At 73.4% G+C, this 17,791-nt stretch carries 15 protein-coding genes; 7 read left to right on the top strand and 8 right to left on the bottom strand.

The genetic code is table 11. The features are described 5' to 3' along the window. Positions 1–44 precede the first annotated feature (44 nt). The gene (locus E1266_RS25140; RefSeq protein WP_132050994.1) at positions 45–1,031 is read right to left on the bottom strand and encodes an esterase family protein; all 987 of its coding nucleotides are present in this window, start codon (positions 1,029–1,031) and stop codon (positions 45–47) included. A 156-nt stretch (positions 1,032–1,187) separates the two neighbouring features. Here E1266_RS25140 and E1266_RS25145 point away from each other — a divergent pair, with 156 nt between their 5' ends. From E1266_RS25145 to E1266_RS25155, 3 genes are all read left to right on the top strand, one after another. Beyond that, the gene (locus E1266_RS25145) at positions 1,188–2,177 is read left to right on the top strand and encodes a helix-turn-helix domain-containing protein (protein ID WP_132050996.1); all 990 of its coding nucleotides are present in this window, start codon (positions 1,188–1,190) and stop codon (positions 2,175–2,177) included. A 155-nt stretch (positions 2,178–2,332) separates the two neighbouring features. After that, a complete protein-coding gene (locus E1266_RS25150; protein ID WP_132050998.1) occupies positions 2,333–3,124 on the top strand; it encodes an enoyl-CoA hydratase in 792 nt (263 codons plus the stop codon). A 5-nt stretch (positions 3,125–3,129) separates the two neighbouring features. Then, on the top strand, positions 3,130–3,987 hold the full coding sequence (locus tag E1266_RS25155; RefSeq protein ID WP_132051018.1) for a TIGR03619 family F420-dependent LLM class oxidoreductase: 858 nt from the start codon (positions 3,130–3,132) through the stop codon (positions 3,985–3,987). Here E1266_RS25155 and E1266_RS25160 read toward each other — a convergent pair. From E1266_RS25160 to E1266_RS25175, 4 genes are all read right to left on the bottom strand, one after another. Beyond that, positions 3,984–4,760, bottom strand: coding sequence for a PaaI family thioesterase (locus tag E1266_RS25160; RefSeq protein WP_207945903.1), 777 nt, complete (start codon positions 4,758–4,760; stop codon positions 3,984–3,986). The two genes, E1266_RS25155 and E1266_RS25160, sit on opposite strands and share 4 nt — an antisense overlap. A gap of 26 nt (positions 4,761–4,786) precedes the next feature. Further along, the gene (locus tag E1266_RS25165) at positions 4,787–5,671 is read right to left on the bottom strand and encodes an LLM class flavin-dependent oxidoreductase (protein WP_132051002.1); all 885 of its coding nucleotides are present in this window, start codon (positions 5,669–5,671) and stop codon (positions 4,787–4,789) included. A 167-nt stretch (positions 5,672–5,838) separates the two neighbouring features. After that, positions 5,839–7,017, bottom strand: a complete 1,179-nt coding sequence (locus E1266_RS25170; protein ID WP_132051004.1) for an amidohydrolase family protein — start codon at positions 7,015–7,017, stop codon at positions 5,839–5,841. A gap of 151 nt (positions 7,018–7,168) precedes the next feature. Continuing rightward, complete coding sequence (locus E1266_RS25175; protein ID WP_132051006.1) at positions 7,169–8,068, bottom strand: acyl-CoA thioesterase domain-containing protein; 900 nt, start codon at positions 8,066–8,068, stop codon at positions 7,169–7,171. A 146-nt stretch (positions 8,069–8,214) separates the two neighbouring features. Between E1266_RS25175 and E1266_RS38180 the strand changes: the two genes are divergently transcribed. Genes E1266_RS38180 through E1266_RS25190 form a run of 4 tightly spaced genes read left to right on the top strand, consistent with a single transcriptional unit; the run spans position 8,215 to position 12,928 of the window. Continuing rightward, entirely contained in the window at positions 8,215–9,132 is a 918-nt protein-coding gene (locus E1266_RS38180; RefSeq protein ID WP_165966201.1) for a MaoC family dehydratase, read from the top strand. Continuing rightward, complete coding sequence (locus tag E1266_RS25180) at positions 9,129–10,721, top strand: AMP-binding protein (protein WP_165966202.1); 1,593 nt, start codon at positions 9,129–9,131, stop codon at positions 10,719–10,721. Before E1266_RS38180 ends, E1266_RS25180 begins: the two co-directional genes overlap by 4 nt. Positions 10,722–10,742: 21 nt before the next feature. Next, positions 10,743–11,786 (top strand): acyl-CoA dehydrogenase family protein, encoded by a 1,044-nt coding sequence (locus E1266_RS25185; RefSeq protein ID WP_132051010.1) that lies wholly within the window; start codon positions 10,743–10,745, stop codon positions 11,784–11,786. After that, positions 11,771–12,928 (top strand): acyl-CoA dehydrogenase family protein, encoded by a 1,158-nt coding sequence (locus E1266_RS25190; protein ID WP_132051012.1) that lies wholly within the window; start codon positions 11,771–11,773, stop codon positions 12,926–12,928. The genes E1266_RS25185 and E1266_RS25190 overlap by 16 nt, the downstream gene beginning before the upstream one ends. Positions 12,929–13,028: 100 nt before the next feature. Here the strand turns inward: E1266_RS25190 and E1266_RS25195 are convergent, their stop codons facing one another. From E1266_RS25195 to E1266_RS25205, 3 genes are read right to left on the bottom strand one after another with little or no spacing between them, the layout of a single operon-like run. Further along, a complete protein-coding gene (locus E1266_RS25195) occupies positions 13,029–13,730 on the bottom strand; it encodes an ABC transporter ATP-binding protein (RefSeq protein ID WP_132051020.1) in 702 nt (233 codons plus the stop codon). Positions 13,731–13,735: 5 nt separating this feature from the next. After that, a complete protein-coding gene (locus E1266_RS25200) occupies positions 13,736–16,513 on the bottom strand; it encodes a branched-chain amino acid ABC transporter permease/ATP-binding protein (protein WP_132051014.1) in 2,778 nt (925 codons plus the stop codon). Positions 16,514–16,538: 25 nt separating this feature from the next. Further along, positions 16,539–17,756, bottom strand: coding sequence for an ABC transporter substrate-binding protein (locus tag E1266_RS25205; RefSeq protein ID WP_132051016.1), 1,218 nt, complete (start codon positions 17,754–17,756; stop codon positions 16,539–16,541). Positions 17,757–17,791 lie beyond the last annotated feature (35 nt).

The following is a 17,791-nucleotide window of genomic DNA, read 5'->3' on the forward strand; positions in this document are numbered from 1 at the left end:
CGGTCGGGGCGGGCGGTCAGGGCGGAGCCGTCGGGTTGGGGCGGTCAGGCCTTGCGGAGCCGGGCTATGACGCCGTCGAGATCGCGGCGGAGCATGTCCCCGCGGAGGACGTGGCCGCCGGGGAGTTCGTGCCATTCGTGCGGGATCCCGGCGGCGCCGAGGCGGGCGCGGAACTCCCGCTGGCCGGCGAGCACCTGTGTCTCCTGGACGTAGTCGGCCCAGTTCACCGGGTCGGGGCTGGTCCCGGCGACGAGGAAGACCCGCTTGTGGTGGTAACTGGGGACGCGCTCCACGGGATTGTCGGCGCTGACCCTGGCCTCGTCCCACAGCGGCACCCCGTAGACGGTGCCGCCGGCGAGGTCGACGGCCGCGGAGCTGATGTTCGCCCAGTGCACGACGAGGCCCGCGTCGCGGCGCAGGCTCGCGGGGCCGGAGTGGGAGCTGACGGAGGCGAAGTGGCCGTAGTACTTGGCCGCGTACTTCAGCGCGCCGAAGCCGCCCATGGAGAACCCGGAGACGGCGCGCCCGTCGTATTCGGCGTAGGTGCGGAAGTTCGCGTCGACCCAGGGCAGGAGCTGGGCGATGTGGAACGTCTCCCAGTTGCGGGGGCCGACGTTGGAGGAGACGGGGTTGCTGTACCAGCCGGTGTGCCCGCCGTCGGGCATGACGATGATGAGGCGCTTGCCGGCGCTGAGGGAGCGGATGCCCCACCGGTCGAAGGTGATGAAGTCCTGGTCGAGGCCGCCGCCGTGGAACAGGTACAGGACGGGGTAGCGCCGTCCGCTCGAGTAGTCGTCGGGGAGGAGGACGTTGACCCCGGGGTTCCATCCGATCGCGTCGGTCGCGAACCGGTAGTACTTCATGCGGGGGTCTCGCTCGTCGTGCTCGACGATGCGCAGGCCGAAACCGTCACGGGCCGCGTGGGCGGCGGTGGCGGATCCGATGACGCCCGCGCCGCCGAGCGCGGCCGCGGCGGTCGCGGCGCCGGCGGTCTTCAGCACCTGCCGGCGGGAGATGTTCGACTGGCTCACCCGGACCTCCTGGTGGGGGTTCTCGCTGCCTCGGTCGGGAGGAAGGTCGGTACGGAATGGCACAGCGGATGGTAAGAGCCCGGCGGACTGAGTGCGGCCGAGCTTTTCGGGCCCAGTCGAAATCCCCTCGTTACCGCCGAGTATTAACGTCGGGCGATGGGCGGCGTTCTGCGCATCCACTTCAGCGACCGCGATTTCCGGCACGTGCAGGTCGCGAGGTCCGCCGATCCGGTCTGGGAGGCGTTCCTCGGGCTCCACGTCCTCACCACTCCGCTGGCCCGGCTGCCCCGGCGGCTGCACCCGTGGCGGCGCCAGGCGGCGGCGCGGTCGCAGGACGACGGCCTGCGCGCGGCGTCCCGGCTGCTCCGGGACCTGGCGCCCGCCGACGCCGCGTACTTCCCCGACTTCCTGACCCCCGCCGAGTCGGAGGAGGGGATGGCGTCCGCGCTGCGGACGCTGCGCGCCACCCCCGGGACCCGGCTGGCCCGCGAACTGCGCGAGGCGGCCCGGTACCGGACGCTCCCCGGCTGGACCCGGCGGCTCGCCGCGGGCGACCGCGGCCTGCTCGACCAGGTCGCGGACGCGGTCCTGCACTTCCACACCCGGCTGATCGCGCCGGACTGGAGCGAGGTCGAGGCCACCGTCGCCACCGACTGGGAGCGGCGGACGGAGACGCTGGAGCGCGGCACGGTGGCGATGCTGGCGGCGCTGACGCCGTTCGTGTGGCGGGACCCCGTGCTCAGCGCGCCGTATCCAGTGGACGCCGACCTGTACCTGAGGGGACGCGGCGTCCGGCTGATCCCGTCCTTCTTCTGCCACACGACGCCGATCGCCATCGCCGACCCCAGCCTGCCGCCGGTGGTCGTCTATCCGATCGGCGGCCCGCCGCCGGATTCCCGGGCCGGCGCCGACCGCGCGGACGTGCTCGCCGCCCTGCTGGGCACGGGCCGGGCACGGGTGCTCGGCGCCCTGACCGGTACGTTCACCACGGGTTCGCTCGCCGTGCGGCTGGGCATGCCGGCGTCCACCGTCAGCGGCCACCTGAAGGTGCTCCGGGACGCGGACCTGGTCCGCAGCGAGCGGGACGGCGCCCACGTCATGCACCGCCTGACCAGCCGGGGCCGGCACCTCCTCAGAGCGCCCTGAGACCGCCGGCGGGCACGCGGAAGCCGGCCCGGACGGCCCGCTCCGCGCCGGGCGGCGATGTCCTTGACACGGTCTCGCACGGTGGTCGAATATTGAAATCGACGCCGAAGTTAAAAAGTCGTGGTCCTTGGCGCGAAGTGGATGGGGAGAGCCCGATGGAGCAGATTCTGTACGAGGTCAGGGACCGGGTGGCGGTCATCACGCTGAACCGCCCCGAGGCCGCCAACGCGCAGACCATGGAACTGCTGGACGACCTCGACGCCGCATGGACCCGCGCCGCCGCCGACGACGAGGTGCGCGTCATCGTGCTGAAGGCCAACGGCAGGCATTTCTCCGCCGGGCACGACCTGAAGGGCGGCGGTCCCGCGCCGGAGAAGCTCACCCTTGAGTACATCTACAACATCGAGGCGCGCCGGTACCTGGAGTACACGCTGCGGTGGCGCAACGTCCCCAAGCCGTCGATCGCGGCGGTGCAGGGCAAGTGCATCGCGGGCGGGCTGATGCTGTGCTGGCCGTGCGACCTGATCGTGGCGGCGGAGAACGCGCAGTTCTCCGACCCGGTGGTGCACATGGGCATCGGGGGTGTGGAGTACCACGGGCACACCTGGGAGCTGGGGCCGCGCAAGGCCAAGGAGATCCTGTTCACCGGGCGGCCGGTCACCGCCGAGGAGGCCGAGAAGGTCGGCATGGTCAACCGGGTCGTACCGCTGGACGACCTCGACACGGCGGCCATGGAGCTGGCCGGGCAGATCGCGCAGATGCACCCGTTCGCACTGCGGCAGGCCAAGCGCGCCGTCAACCAGACCCTCGATGTGCAGGGCTTCTACGCCGCGATCCAGTCGGTCTTCGACATCCACGAGACCGGGCACGGCAACGCCCTCAGCGAGAGCGGCCTGCCCGTCCTCATGCAGCTCACGGGGATGAAGGACAAGGTCAAGGGCCAGTGACCGCGATGGAGTTCGGGGTCCAGCTCGGCGCCGTCAGCCCGCGGCTGTGGGGCGAGGTGGCGGAGGAGGCGGAGCGGCTCGGGTTCGAGTCGGTCTGGCTCCCCGAGCACCTGGTCCTGCCGGTCGAGGTGGCGGGGAGCCCGCACCGGGACGCCGAGCATCCGCCGTTGCGGCCGGACGTCCCGGTGTTCGACGCGCTGGGAGTGCTGAGCCACCTGGCGGCACGGACGGCCCGGCTGAAGCTCGGCACGTGCGTGTACAACATCGGGCTGCGGCATCCGTTCGTGACCGCGCGGGCGGCGGCGACGGTGGACGTCCTGTCCGGCGGGCGGCTGGCTTTCGGGGTGGGGGCGAGCTGGCTGCGCGCGGAGTGGGAGGCCGTGGGCCTGAACTTCGACCGCCGCGGGGCTCGGGTGGACGAGGCGATCGCGGTCTGCCGCCGCCTGTGGAGCGAGGACGTGGTGGAGCACCACGGCGAGTTCTTCGACTTCGGGCCCGTGGCGTTCGAGCCGAAGCCGGTGCAGCGGCCGGGACCGGCGCTGCACATCGGCGGCGACGGGGCGGCGGCGCTGCGCCGGGCGGCCACCGTCGGCACGGGGTGGATGCCGATGAACCACACGCTGGAGCGGCTCCCCCGGTCCCTGGCGCGGCTGCGCGAGCTGGCCGAACGCGAGGGGCGGACGACGCCGGTCGAGGTAACGCTGCCCGGCGCGCGGATCAGCCGGGCGGACGAGGTCGGCGCCTATGCCGAGGCGGGGGTGACCCGCCTGATCGTCGCGCCCTGGGCTCGTTCCCGGGAGGCACTGGACGGCCTGCGCCGGTTCGCCGGCGAGGTCCTCCACCCCGTCCGGGCGGCAGGTTAGGCCGCCGTCCCGAAGGTTCTGGCGGTCGCGGTGCCGGTGAGGCGGTCGCCGTTGCCGGAGTCGCGCAGTTCGACCCGGCCCAGGCCGTCCCGCAGGCGAGCCGTGGCGACGACGGGTCCCGTGCGCGCCGGCTGGAGGTAGCGCAGGCCGAGCGAGGCCAGGGTGCCGCCCGGCGCCAGCGACAGCGCGGCCTCCTCCGCGGCCAGGGCGATGAGGCCGCCGTTGATCGTGCCGGAGATGTTCAGGCCGTCCGCGGAGCGGGGCAGGACGGCGACGCCCGGGCCGCGGCGTACGCAGCCCGCGCGCTCGGCGAGCGGCGTGGCCAGCGGTTCCGGCGGCGCCGGGAGCTCGACGCTGAAGGCGTCCGGCACGGTGAGCCCGGGGTCCGGCGCCATCATGAAGGACGCGCTCGCGATCGCCAGCGGTTCCCCGGACGAGCTGAATTCGACGTCGGCCACGAACACGGAGCGGCCGACCTTGACGGCTCTGGCGACCCCCTCGACGGTCCCCTCCGCCGGGGCGGGACGGTACAGCTGCACGTCGAGCTCCAGGGTCACCGGCACGCGAGGGGCCGTCACCTGCGTGGCCAGCAGACCGGTCAGCGTGTCGGTCCACACGGCGAGGATGGACGTCCGCAGCCGCGGGACGCCCGGGACGTGCATCGCGGCGGTGATCGAGGCCGCGCCGTGCAGTTCGCCGCCGGCCATTCTCGTCGTGAAGCCCAGTTCCGCGAGCATGGCCGCGGACCTGTCCGGATCGGTGCTGGTGGTCAAGTTCCGCGCCTTTCGAGGGTGGTCGGTCATCCGAGCGCCGGCAGCACTTCCTCGGCGAAGAGCCGGATCGTCTCCGGGGCGCCGAAGTCGTGGAACTGGCACACGAAGAGCTCGGCCCCGGCCTCGCGTTCGCGGGCCAGCGCGGCGGCGACCTCGTCGGGGGTCCCGGCGATGACCCCGCCCCAGGCGCCGAAGCGGCGGTGCGCGGTCTCGACGACCTCGTCCCGGGCGGCCGAGGAGGCGGCCAGGCCGATCGGGTGCTGGACGGAGACCCGCGCCGAGCCGGCCGACGGGCGGAGTTCGGCGAGGCGGTCCGCGGCGCTCGACGGGCAGTTCCACCAGTCGGCCCGTCCGGCGACCAGCGGCATCGTGAGGCGGCGGCCGGCGCCGCCGATGTGGATCGGCACCCGGCCGGCCGCGGGGCGGGGCCGGCAGACCGCGTCCCGGAGCGTCCAGTGCGCGCCGTCGAAGTCGACCGGTTCGCCGGTCCACAGCAGGCGGAGGATCTCGATGGTCTCGGCGAGCCGGCCGGCGCGGGCCTCCGGGCCGGGGTCGGGGAATCCGTAGTCGGTGAGCTCCCGGGCGACCGACCCCCAGCCGAGGCCGAGTTCCAGGCGCCCGCCGGAGACGACGTCGAGGCTGGCGGCCATCTTCGCCAGGACCGCCGGGTGGCGGAACTCGGCGCACAGGACGAGGTGGCCGACGCGCAGCCGCTCGGTGCGCATGGCGACCGCCGTCGCGACCGTCCAGGCGTCGAGCAGGTCGAGATCGCGGGCGGCGGGCGGCGCGAGGTGGTCGATGAACCAGGCGGAGTGGAAGCCCGCCTCCTCGGCGACCCGCGCGCGCCGTTCGATGGCCGCGAAGTCCATCCGGACCTGCGGCAGGTAGAGGCCGGCGAGAGCCCTCGTCATCTTGGTCGCTCCTTCGTCCGGAACCGGGCCCCGCACGGCCCGCGTCCGTGTCTGCGACCGCCCGGAGGGTGGAGAAAGGCCCGCCGCCCGGGGGTGGCGGCGGACCTTTCGGCGCCGTGGCGTCGTGCCGAGGCCACGGCGGGCGGGCGGCCCCGGGGACGGTCAGGTCACGCGGGGATGAGGCGGGAGAGGTTCCCGCCCATGATCTTGGCCTTGGCCTCGTCGTCGAGGTGGGCGAGGTCGTCGACGTAGGTGATCGGGTCGGCCTTGCCCTCGGGGTGCGGGAAGTCCGACCCGAACAGCACCCGGTCGATGCCGAGCAGGTCGGCGAGCGCGGCCATGTCGTCCTCGATGAACGGGCTCACGTGGATCAGCCGGCGCATCTGCTCCACCGGGTCCTCGTCGAAGCCCTGCGGCATCTTCTTGAAGGTGGTCTGCAGCTTCTCCAGCAGCGGCCCCACCCACGACGAGCCGGTCTCGATGGTGGCGATCTTCAGGTCGGGGAAGCGGGACAGGCAGCCGTGGCAGATCAGCGACGCCACCGTGTCCTCGATCGCGCGCCACTGCCCGATCTCGCGGAACGGCTGCAGCGTGAACGGCAGGTACTCGCGCTGCTTGCCCTCCCAGTCGGCGGTGTACCGCTGGTAGCCGCTGTCGGAGGAGTGGAAGGCCACCATCGTGCCGCTGTCCTGGACGAGCTTCCAGAACGGGTCGAACTCCGGCAGCGCGACCGAGCGGGGGCCGGCCACGCCGAACGCGGGCGCGGGGCGGACCAGCACGACGCGCGCGCCGCGCTCCAGGCACCACTCCAGTTCCTTCACGGCCTCCTCGACGATCGGGAGGGTGATCACCGGGGCGGTGTAGATGCGGTCCTTGTAGTTGAACGACCAGACCTCGTCCAGCCACTGGTTCAGGGAGTGGACGGCGGCGTGGGTCAGCTCCGGGTCGTCCCGCATCCGGTCTTCGAGGAGGCTGGCGAGCGTCGGGAACATCAGGGTCCGCGAGATGCCCTGCTCGTTCATCAGCTCCAGCCGGGGCCCGGGCTCGCGGAACGCCGGGATCGACTCGATCGGCCTGCCGACGATCTCCCGGTACGACTTGCCCTCGGGGTTGCCGTTCTTGAAGTAGTCCTCCTGCGCCCCAGGGCGGGCGACCTTCTCGAACGTCGGGTTCGGGATGTACTCGCTGATCTGCCCCCGGATCGCGATCTTCGTGCGGCCGCGGACCTGCACGTACTCGATGGCGCCCTGGTACTGCTTCGGCAGGTACCGGGTGAAGGCGTCCTCGGTCTCGTACAGGTGGTTGTCCGCGTCGAACAGCGGATACGGCAGGTCACGTGACGGCATGGATCGTCTCCCTCTCCGGTCGGAATATCGCCTCTTGCGCGGGAGCCCGGGGACCGGTGGTAGCCCGCTCGGCGGCGTCCGCTCCTGCGGGGGCGGTCGGCTCGCCGCCAGAATATATCGATGTCGATGTCAAAATCAACGGACGGGTGAATCAGAGCACCATGTCCGGGGCGCCGGGGCGGCGCACCAGGGGGCGGATCATCCCGTGCACGGCGTACGACGCCACCAGCCGGCCGTCCTCGGCGTAGACGCGGCCCTCGCTCTGGGTCGTCCCGCGCCCGGTGTAGACGACCTGGTTCGCGTAGAGGAACCACCGGGAGACGTCGATGTCGTCGTGGTAGGCGACCGTGGCCTTGGAGATCCCCGTGGAGATCGTCTTGTGCGCCATCGCCTCGCTGTACCCGGCGTGCGGACGCAGCGCCGCGGCGATCGTCCAGTGCGTGACCGAGTGCGTCATCAGCGCGGTGTGCAGGTAGGACGCCGCGGGCGCGGCGGCGAAGCGGGTCCACACCAGCAGTTCGGGCGGCCCGACGTGCTGCGGGTCCCAGTCGTAGGCGTCGTCGACGACGCGGAGCTCGCGGCCCCGCACCCGCATGCCGGGCGGCCCGAAGGGGCGCACCTCGTCCGGCCGCGGGACGTCGGGCATCGGCGCGGTCGAGGTGACCAGGTCGTCGGCGTCGGCGCCCATGAGGATCAGCCCCGCGCACCGGAGCCTGTCCTTCTGCGTCACCCGCGCCTGGACGGTGGAATAGGTCCGGCCCCGGTGCACCACGTCCAGGTCGACGGCGATGCCCTTGTCGTGGCCGGCGGCCCGTGAGAACACCATTGACGCCGAGGTCACCCGCTGGTCGGGGATCTCCTTGGCGGCCGCGACGACGGCGTCCGCGAGGAGCTGGCCGGCCTCCACCACGTTGCGTTCGGCGCCCCCGTGCGGAGGCGCCGTGTACCGGCCCGGCCCGGCGGGCCGGACGTCCATCAGCCGGAGCAGTTCGTCCTGGTCCCAGGGCCGCGCCGGCTCCTCCGCCGCGGCCCGCTCGCCACCAGCCCCCATCGTCCTCACTCCCGACCGATCCGATTGCGGCGACCGCGCCGCGCGGTCCGGCGCGGCGCCCGCAGGCAATCTACGCCCTGCGGCCGTCTATTGACAACGACGTCGAAATTGGATTGGGTTTCGCGGACAGACCCCGAGGAGGTGCCGTGCCCGACGGCGTTTCGGAGATCCTGCGTCTCGTGGACCGCTGGGAGCGGCGCGCGTACCCCGTGCGGTGGTCGCTGCGGGACACGATCACCTACGCCATCGCCACCGGGGCGGACGCGCGCAACGCCCGCTCGCTCGTCTGGGAGTCGGCGCCCGGCTTCACGACGCTGCCGACGTTCGCGACCCGCTTCGCGCACGCCGCGCTCACCGACTTCGCCGCCGGCGTCCAGGACGCGGGCCTCCCCTCCTTCGCCCGCGCGTGGCGCGTCTCCCTCGACCGCCCGCTCGCCCCCGAGTGCGCCGGGGCGCGGGCGTCGGCCGATCTCCGCGTCAAGGAACGCTCCGGCGACCGGCTGGTGCTGACGCTCGACGTCGAGACCCGCGCGGACGGCGAGCGGATCGCCCGGTCGTCGCTCGACGTGCACTTCCGCCTTCCCGGCGAGCCGCCCCCGGCGCGGCGGCCGACGCCCCCGGCGACCGGCGCGGATCCCTCCCCGGGCGGCGGCAGGGCGGTCACGGTGCGGGAGAGGGTCCACCCCTACCAGGCGGCGGTCTTCCGCACCCTGCTGGGATTGACCGCCGCCGGAAGCGTGCAGGACGCGATGCACATCGACCCGGACCGGGCGCGCGAACTCGGGCTGGCCGCGCCCGCGCTGCCCGGGGAGGTCACCCTCGGCATCGTCGCCAGGCTCGCCGAGCGCACCCTCGGCCCGGTGGGCCTGCGCGGGCTCCGCGGCGCCGAGGTCTCCTACCGGAGCCCGGTGTCGGACGCGGACCGGCTGACGATCACCTACACCCCCGGCCGCGACGGGACCGCCGAGGCGCTGGTCCGCAACGGGCAGGGCCGGACGGCCGTCAGCGGCGTGCTGCGCTTCGAGACGGAACCCACGAGATCTGTGAGCGGGGAGGCACCGTGAAACCGTCCTTCGAAGGCTCGCTGCCGCCTTTGGAAAGGCGCACCGTCGTCCACGTACTGCGGGAGCGGGCCGAGCGGCATCCCGGCCGCCCGGCGATCGCCGGGCCCGGCGCCGAGATCGGCTACGGCGCGCTGCTGGACGAGGCCGCCGCGCTGGCGGGGAGCCTGCGCGCCCACGGCATCCGGCCAGGCGACCGGGTACTGCTGATGCTGGACAACCATGTCGACGCGATCCTCGCCTGGCTCGGCCTGACCTGCGCCGGGGCGGTGGAGGTCCCGGTGAACACCGCGTTCGCCGGCGGGTTCCTCGACCACGTCGTGCGGGACAGCGGCGCCGTCGCGGCGATCACCGAGACGCACTACCTCGGCCGCCTGGCGGCGGCGGACGGCGGACGGCTGCGCGGCAGCGTCATCGAGCACGTCCCCGCGGAGAGCGGCCGCGGCCGGTTCGACCTGCCCGAGGGTGAGCCCACGGTCGAGGACGCCGCGCCCTGGGACACCGCAGCGGTGTTCTACACGTCCGGGACGACCGGGCCGAGCAAGGGCGTCCTCGTCCCCCACGCCCAGGCGTACGGATACGCGAGCCCCGTGTACATCGGCGCGGTGGAGTTCGACGACACCAGCTACGTGGCGATGCCGCTGTTCCATGTGGGCGGGCAGCTGTGGGGCGTGTACAACGCCCTGATCGCCGGTGCGCGCGCCTACATCAGCCCCCGGTTCACGGCGTCGGGCTTCTGGGAGGACATCGTCCAGAGCGGCTCGACCTTCGCCGTGCTCACCGGCGCCATGGCGCGCTTCCTTGAGGCGCAGGCGCCGAGCCCACTGGAGCGGTCCAGCGGCCTGCGCAAGGTGTGCCTGGCGCCCGTCCCGGCGGACGTCGACGCTTTCTGCGAGCGGTTCGGGGTCGCGTACTGCGCCGGCTACGGCAGCACGGAGGCCGCGACGCCGCTCGCGGCCCCGCACGGGGTGTCGGGCGCCGGCGGGCTGGGATGGGTGCGCCCGGGGTTCGAGGCCCTGGTCGTGGACGAGCACGACCGGCCGGTCCCGGACGGGCGGATCGGCGAACTCGTCGTCCGCCCGCACGAGCCCTGGACGATGTTCCAGGGCTACCTCGGCCGCCCGGAGGCCACGGCGGAGGCCTGGCGGAACTCCTACTTCCACACCGGGGACGCCGTCCGCAGGACGGCCGACGGCGAGTTCTTCCTCGTCGACCGCATCCGCGACAGCATCCGCCGCCGCGGCGAGAACATATCCTCGCTGGAGGTCGAGGCCGCGGCGAACACGCACCCGCAGGTCACCGAGACCGCCGCGGTCGGGGTGCCCAGCGAGCACAGCGAGGACGAGGTCCTGCTGCTGGTGGTCCCCCACCCGGAGGGCCCGCCCGACCCGGCCGACCTGTTCCGCTACCTGGCGGAGCGGCTGCCCTACTTCGCCGTCCCCCGCTTCATCGCGTGCACCGCCGAACTGCCGAGGTCGGCCTCCAACAAGATCATGAAGGGGCCGCTGCGCGCGGCGGGCGTCCCGGCCGACGGGTGGGACGCCGAGCTGAACGGCCTGCGGGCGACCCGGAACGGGATCGTCCAGACATAGAACCAGGAACTGGATTCCGGCATGGATGTTGGTCTGAGCGACGAGCAACGCCAGCTCGTCGCGTCTTTCACCGCCCTCTTCGGGGACGCGGCGTCGCCGTCCCGCGTGCGCGCGGCCGAGCCGCTCGGCTTCGATCCGCGGCTGTGGAACGCGGTGCGCGACGCGGGTGCCGTGGCCATGGCCGTCGGCGAGGAGGACGGCGGCTGGGGTGCGGCGCCGCTCGACCTCGCGCTCGTCGCCGAGGTCCAGGGACGCTTCATCGCCCCCGCCCCGATCGTGGAGGCGCAGGTCGCCGCGCGACTCCTGGCCAGGCTGGACACGCCGCCCGCCGCCGCCGTGCTCGCCGCGGCACTGGCGGGCGGGCGCACCGTGACCCTGGCCGTCCATCCGGCCCGAGACGGCGTGGCCGCACTCGTACCGGCCGGGGCGGTCGCCGATGACGCACTGGTGATGGACGGGGACCGGCTGCTGCTCGTCCGGTCCCCGGGCGGGCACGCCCAGGCCGGGAACCTCGGCTCGATGCCGCTCGCCGACCTGCGCCTCGGCCCGGACGCCGAGCCGCTCGCGTCGGGGCCGGTCGCCGCGGCCGCCTACGAGGCCGCGCTGGACGAGTTCCTGCTGCTCACGGCGGCCGCGCAGGTCGGCGTCGCCGCCCGCGCCGTCGAGATCGGCGTCGGCTACGTCAAGGAGCGCCGGGCGTTCGGCGTCCCCATCGGCTCGTTCCAGTCCATCGCCCACGCCCTCGCCGACTCGGCCACCGCCGTCGACGGCGCCCGGCTGCTGAGCCACGAGGCGGCGTGGGCGCACGACGCGGAGCCGGAGCGGTTCGCCGAGCTGGCGGCCATGGCCTTCGCGTTCGCGACCGAGACGGCCCGCGACGCGACGTACCGCGCGCTGCACTTCCACGGCGGCTACGGCTTCACCGACGAGTACGACATCCAGCTCTACTACCGGCGCGCGCGGGCGTGGGGGGCCGTCTGCCTCGAACCGCGCGCCGCCTACCGCAGGGCGGCCGACCGCCGGTACGGCGCCGCACAGATGGGGGAACAGTGGACTTCCGCATAGGAGAACGAGGCGAGTCGCTGCGCGCGGAGGTCAGGGCGTTCCTCAAGGAGCACCTGACAGAAGAGCTGGCCGAGCGCTGCCACCGGACGGGCGTGGCCCATGACGACGGGTTCGTCCGCGCGATGCACGAGGCGGGGCTGCTCGCTCTCGGCTGGCCCGAGGAGTGGGGCGGCCGTCCCTGCGACCCGCTCGACCGGTGCGTGGTCGAGGAGGAGCTGAGCAAGGCGGAGGCCCCCACGTACGGGGTCAGCACGACGCACATGGTCGCCCGCGCGATCCTGCACGCCGGGACCGACCGGCAGCGGGCGGAGATCATCCCGAGGGCGCTGCGCGGGGAGATCCTCATCGTGCTCGGGTTCACCGAGCCCGAGTGCGGGTCGGACCTCGCCGCCGCGCGGACCCGCGCGGTGCGCGACGGCGACGAGTGGGTCGTCAACGGCTCCAAGATGTTCACGACCAACGCCCACATCGGCGACCACGTGTTCCTCCTGGCGCGGACCGACGCCTCGTCCAAGCACGGGGGGCTGACGGTCTTCCTCGTCCCGCTCGACCAGCCCGGCATCGAGGTCCAGGCCGTGCGCACCATCTCCGGCGAGCGGACGAACATCACCTACTACCGCGACGCGCGGGTCCATGACGACTGGCGGATCGGCGAGGTCGGCGGCGGCTGGCGCGTGCTGGGCGAGGCGCTCCAGGAGGAGCACTCGACCGGCTTCGGCGCCTCGATGCTCGGCCTGCTGGAGGCGGCGGAGGGCTGGGCGCGCACCGCCCGCGGCGGGTCCGGGCGGCCGCGGATCGAGGACCCGGACGTGCGGGAGCGGCTCGGCCGGTGCGCCGCCGAGGCCGAGGTGTCGCTGCTGCTCCAGCGGCGCGCGGCGGCCATGGCGCAGCGGGGCGACGTGCCCGTGGCTGAGGGGCCGATGGCCAAGCTGTTCAGCTCCGAGGCGCTGACCCGGGCCGCCGAGGACCTGTTCGACCTCCTCGGCCCGGACGCCGTGCGCAGCCGGCTGTCCCCCGGCGCGCCCGAGGGCGGGCGGGTCGAGCACGCGCTCCGCTTCTCCCTCGGCACGACGATCTACGGCGGGACGAGCGAGATCCAGCGCGGCATCATCGCCCGGCGCGGCCTCGGCCTCCCCCGCTGACCCGCGCAACGCGGCACAGGCATCTGTACACGGGCACGCGGAAGCGGCGTGCCGGGGACTCCGCCCAGTCCCCGGCACGCCGCCGGTCCGTACGCGGCGGTCAGCCGGACGAGGCGTCCGCGCCCGCCCCCAGGTAGGCCGCCTGGAGGGCCTCGGGAGAGGCCAGCAGCTCGGCGCCCGTGCCGGACAGCGACAGCCGGCCGCGGCGCAGCACGTACCCGCGGTCGCTGACCGCCAGCACCTGCGAGGCGTGCTGCTCGACGATCAGCACCGCCGTCCCGGCCTCGTCCGCGGCCGCGCGCAGCCGCTCCAGCAGCCGCCGCACGATCAGCGGGGCGAGGCCCAGCGACAGCTCGTCCACCAGCAGCAGATCCGGTCTGCCCGCCAGGCTCCGGGCCAGCGCGAGCATCCGCTGCTCACCGCCGGACAGCAGCCCGCCGCGCCGCTTGAGCAGCGGCTCCAGCTCGGGGAACAGCGCCAGCGCGTCGGCGACCGGGCCCGGCCCGAGCCGCAGGTTGGCCAGCGTCGTCAGCCGGCTGAACACCGAGCCCTGCTCGCTGATGTAGGAGACGCCGCGCCGCGCCCGCTGGTGCAGCGCGCCGCGCAGCGGGGCGTCCCGGTACAGGACCCGCCCGGACGTCGGCGCGAGCACCCCCGCCAGCGCGAGCAGCGTCGTGGTCTTCCCGGCACCGTTCGGGCCGAGCAGCGCGACGACCTCGCCCTTGTCGATGGTCAGGTCGAGATCGCGGATGACGTCCACGCCCGAGTACCCGGCGGACATCCCTTCGACCTTCAGCAGCATGGTCCTCACGCCCTTTCCGGCTCTGCCCGCGCGTCGGTTCCGAGGTAGGCCTCGACCACGGCCGGGTCCCGGAGGATCTCCTCCGGCGCGCCGTCCGCGATCAGCCGCCCGAAGTTGAGCACCGCGATCCGGTCGGCGCAGGTCTGCACGAACGACATGTCGTGCTCGATCACCAGGACGGCGATGCCGAGGGTGTCGGCCAGCCGCCGGATCAGCCTGGCCAGCTCGGCCGTCTCCTCCTCGCCGAGGCCCGCGGCGGGCTCGTCCAGGAGCAGCACGGCCGGGTCGGACGCCACGGCGCGGGCGATCGCCAGCAGCCTGCGCCGCCCGTGCGGCAGCTCGTCGGGCAGCCGCGCCAGGTCCTCGGCGAGGCCGAACTCCTGGACGGCGGCCTCCCCGGCGGCCGTCAGCCGCGGGATGCGCGGGCGGACCATGTCGGTGACGTACCGCCGCGCCGGGCTCCCCGACGTCACGAGGAGGTTCTCCAGCACGGTCAGGTCCTCGAACAGCTCCAGGGACTGGAAGGAGCGGACGAGCCCGGCACGCGCCCGGCGCGCGGCGCCCCAGTCCTCCAGGGCGTGCTCGCCGAGCCGGATCCGCGCGCCGCGCTCCGGCTTGACGAAGCCGGTCAGCGCGTCGATCACCGTCGTCTTGCCGGCGCCGTTCGGCCCGATCAGCGCGACGACCTCGCCGGGCCGGACGCGCAGGCTCACCTCGTCGACCGCGCGCACCCGGCCGAAGCGGACGCTCAGCCCGTCGACCTCCAGGGTGCGGGCGCTCTCCGAGCGCTCGGCCCGCGGCGCCTCCCCGCCCTGCCCGAGGACGGGCGGCGCGACCGCCGCGGGTGCCCGGCGCCGCCGGGACCCGACCCGCTCGCGGACCATCGAGACGGCTCTGACCTGCTCGAAGGCCATCCCGCTGGGGTTCGCGAGAATGATCAGCAGCAGCATGGCGCCCGAGACGATCTCCAGCGCGTTGGTGCCGAGCCCGAACGAGTGCAGGATCTGCCCGCCGATGCCCCCGGGGGCGAACGTGCCGGCCCCGATCGCGCCGATCACGTAGCCGATCCCGCCGATCACCGTGTAGACGACCAGCTGCACCGACGAGAACGGCGAGAACTCGGTCAGCACCAGGTTCTGCTGCCGGAAGGCCAGGAACACGCCGCCGAGCGCGGCGAGCGCCGCCCCGAGCCCGAACGCGTAGACCTTGATCGCCGCGCTGTTGAGGCCGAGCGCCGCGGCGGCCCGCTCGTTGCTGCGCAGCGCGATCAGCCGCAGCCCGGTGCCGGAGCGCCGGACGTTCGCCACCGCGACGCAGACCGCGATGAGGACCGCCAGCGTGACGAAGGCCAGCCGGCGCGGATGGTCGAACCCGTCGATGGGGAGGCCGAACACGCTCAGCTTGCCGATGTCGATCCCCTCCAGCCCGCCGGTGAGGGCCGGGTTCTGCAGGATCAGCTGGGACAGCACGACCGTCAGGCCGAAGGTCAGCAGCGCCAGGTTCACCCCCCGGGTGCGGAGCGCGGGGACGGCGACCACGACCCCGACCACGGTGGTGATGACCACGGCGGCCACGAGGGCCGGGACGAACGGCCACGACTGCGTCTGGACGAGCTTCCCGGCGATCCACGCGCCGGTGCCGGCCAGGCCCATCTGCGCCAGCGAGATCTGCCCGGTGAGGCCGGTGACCACCACCAGCGACAGGCAGATCATCGCGGCGGCCAGGCTGACCTGGATCGATGCCGCCCACGACGACGGCACCGCCAGGATGAGGGCGACGGTCAGCGCCACCGCCACCAGCAGGCCGGGCAGGGAGATCCGTCCCGTGCCCAGCACGGGCAGCCGGTCGAGCAGTTCTCCGCGCGCGGGCAGGTTGCGGCCCGCGACGAAGAGCACGACCACGATCATGAGGAACGCGGCGGAGTGGGACACCGACTGGGCGGTGAACGCCCCGAACAGCAGCCGGTCGTCGGAGACGAACGGCGCCAGCGGGCCCTCATTGGTGATGTAGCGCGCCAGCAGCGTCTCGACGACGCCGATGACCAGCGCCGCGGCGAGCGTCTTCCAGAACGAGTAGAACCGGCCGACGAGCGCCGCCGCCAGCGAGCGCAGGACGATCAGGGACAGCGCCTCGACGCTGAGGAACAGGATCGGCGCGACCAGGATCCCGGCCAGGGACGCCAGGACGGCGCCGAGCACCCAGTTGGCCGTGGCGACCACGTCCGGCGACTTGCCGAGCGCCGCCGCGGCCACCGGGTTCTCCGCGATCGCCTCGGTGGAGCGCCCGAACGGCGTCCACCGGAACAGCGCGACCAGGCCGACCGTCAGGACGGCGGCGATGCCGATGACCCAGAAGCGGTCCTCGCCGATCCCCGCGTCCGCGCCGAACAGGTGGTGCGGCTCGTGCGGAAGCGGGGAGACGACGAGGTCCTGCCCGCGTCCCCACAGCTGGTAGCCGATCCCGACCAGCAGCGCGAACACGCCGAGGGTCGCGACGAGCCGCACCAGCGACGACGCCCGCCGCAGGTGCTTCATCAGCAGCAGGTGCGTGGCGGCGCCGAGCAGCGCGGGCACGCCGAGGGCGAGCAGCCACGCCGCGGGCTGCGGGAGCCCGAGGTCCGGAGCGACGCGGTAGAAGATGTAGGCGCCGATCATGCTGTAGGCGCCCTGCGCGAAGTTCACCACCCCGCTGCCGCGGTAGATCAGCACCAGCCCCTGGGCGGTGAGGGCGTAGACCGCCCCCACCGACAGCCCCAGGATGAGAAACGTGAGCAGGTCGTTCATGGCGAGGCTCCCGGCCGGGTCCGTGTTACTTCTTCGCGGCCTGGTTGAGGTCGGTGAACTCCCCGCCGTCCGGCGCCGTGATCTTGCCGTCCTCGACGGTCTGGAACTGGACGGTGGCCCGCGGGATCCGCGGCAGCTTCAGGAAGTTCGCCTCGCCGTAGGTGAAGTCGGGCGCGATGCCGAGCGACACCTTGCTGCCTTCGAGCGCCTTCATCAGCGCGGCTCCGCTGACCTCGGACAGCCCGTTGAGCCGCTCGGCCACCAGGTGGACCGACGCCCAGGCGTTCAGCGCGAACTCGGTGCCCTCGACCTCGCCGTCCCCGTACTTCTTCATCTCGTCCAGGAACTGCTTGATCTTCGGGTTGGACGTGCTGGTCACCGGCTCGTAGTCGCTGACGACGATGGTGCCCTCGCCCGCCTCGCCGGTCTTCTCCAGCGAGCCCTCGGACACGGCCGTCGCGACCACCGAGATCTTGCCCTTGTAGCCGGCCTGCCGCAGCCCGACGATGGTCTTGCTGGTGACGTCGGTCGAGGCCAGCAGCGCGACCCCGTCGGGGTTGGCGGCGGCGATCTCGCTGAAGTTCGAGGTCAGGTCGGCCGACGCGTCGAACGGCAGGTAGTAGGCGCCCTTCAGGTCGCCGGGCGACTCCAGCAGCGCCTTCACGTACTGCGGGACCAGCCGCCCGGACGGGCTGTCGCCGGTCACGACCGCCACCGTCTTCGCGCCCGCCTTCTGCAGCGCGATGCCGGTGCCCGCCGAGAGCACCGGCGAGCCGCCGATGATCGGGAAGGACGCGGGGTTGGTGAAGTCCTGGCCGGTCTGCACCATCGTGCCGACCAGCGGGATGTCCGCCCCCTGGAACGCCTGGACGACGGCGTCCGACGAGACGTACTTGCCGACGCCGGCGACGACCTTCTGGTCGATGGCCTCGCGGGCGCACTTGGTGGCCGCGTTGGGGTCGGTGACGGTGGACGCCTCGCAGTGCACCAGCTCCAGCGGGCGCGCCTCGCCGCCGCCGGGCTTCACGCCGCCGGCGTCGTTGACCGCGTTGACCGCGGCCTTGGCGGCCTTCAGCAGTTCGGGCTGGTAGATGGGGCCGGGGCCGGAGGCGATCACCGACAGCTTGACCGGCTCACCGGTGAGGTTCTTGCCGTACTCGGACTCGGCAGCGGAGTCGGAGCACGCGGTGGCGGTGGCCGCCGCCAGCGCCGCGAGGGCGGCGATGCCAAAGATTCGGCGCAATGGTCTCTCCCTATTTCAGGGGCGGGGGGCCGGGG

Source organism: Actinomadura sp. 7K534 (assembly GCF_004348575.1).
Lineage (GTDB): Bacteria > Actinomycetota > Actinomycetes > Streptosporangiales > Streptosporangiaceae > Spirillospora > Spirillospora livida.

What these genes read in the sequence shown, in the direction of transcription:
- E1266_RS25145 (WP_132050996.1), top strand. Translation starts at nt 1,188, where the DNA reads ATGGGCGGCGTTCTGCGCATCCACTTCAGCGACCGCGATTTCCGGCAC.
- E1266_RS25150 (WP_132050998.1), top strand. Translation starts at nt 2,333, where the DNA reads ATGGAGCAGATTCTGTACGAGGTCAGGGACCGGGTGGCGGTCATCACG.
- E1266_RS25155 (WP_132051018.1), top strand. Translation starts at nt 3,130, where the DNA reads ATGGAGTTCGGGGTCCAGCTCGGCGCCGTCAGCCCGCGGCTGTGGGGC.
- E1266_RS25165 (WP_132051002.1), bottom strand. Translation starts at nt 5,671, where the DNA reads ATGACGAGGGCTCTCGCCGGCCTCTACCTGCCGCAGGTCCGGATGGAC.
- E1266_RS25170 (WP_132051004.1), bottom strand. Translation starts at nt 7,017, where the DNA reads ATGCCGTCACGTGACCTGCCGTATCCGCTGTTCGACGCGGACAACCAC.
- E1266_RS25175 (WP_132051006.1), bottom strand. Translation starts at nt 8,068, where the DNA reads ATGGGGGCTGGTGGCGAGCGGGCCGCGGCGGAGGAGCCGGCGCGGCCC.
- E1266_RS25185 (WP_132051010.1), top strand. Translation starts at nt 10,743, where the DNA reads ATGGATGTTGGTCTGAGCGACGAGCAACGCCAGCTCGTCGCGTCTTTC.
- E1266_RS25195 (WP_132051020.1), bottom strand. Translation starts at nt 13,730, where the DNA reads ATGCTGCTGAAGGTCGAAGGGATGTCCGCCGGGTACTCGGGCGTGGAC.
- E1266_RS25200 (WP_132051014.1), bottom strand. Translation starts at nt 16,513, where the DNA reads ATGAACGACCTGCTCACGTTTCTCATCCTGGGGCTGTCGGTGGGGGCG.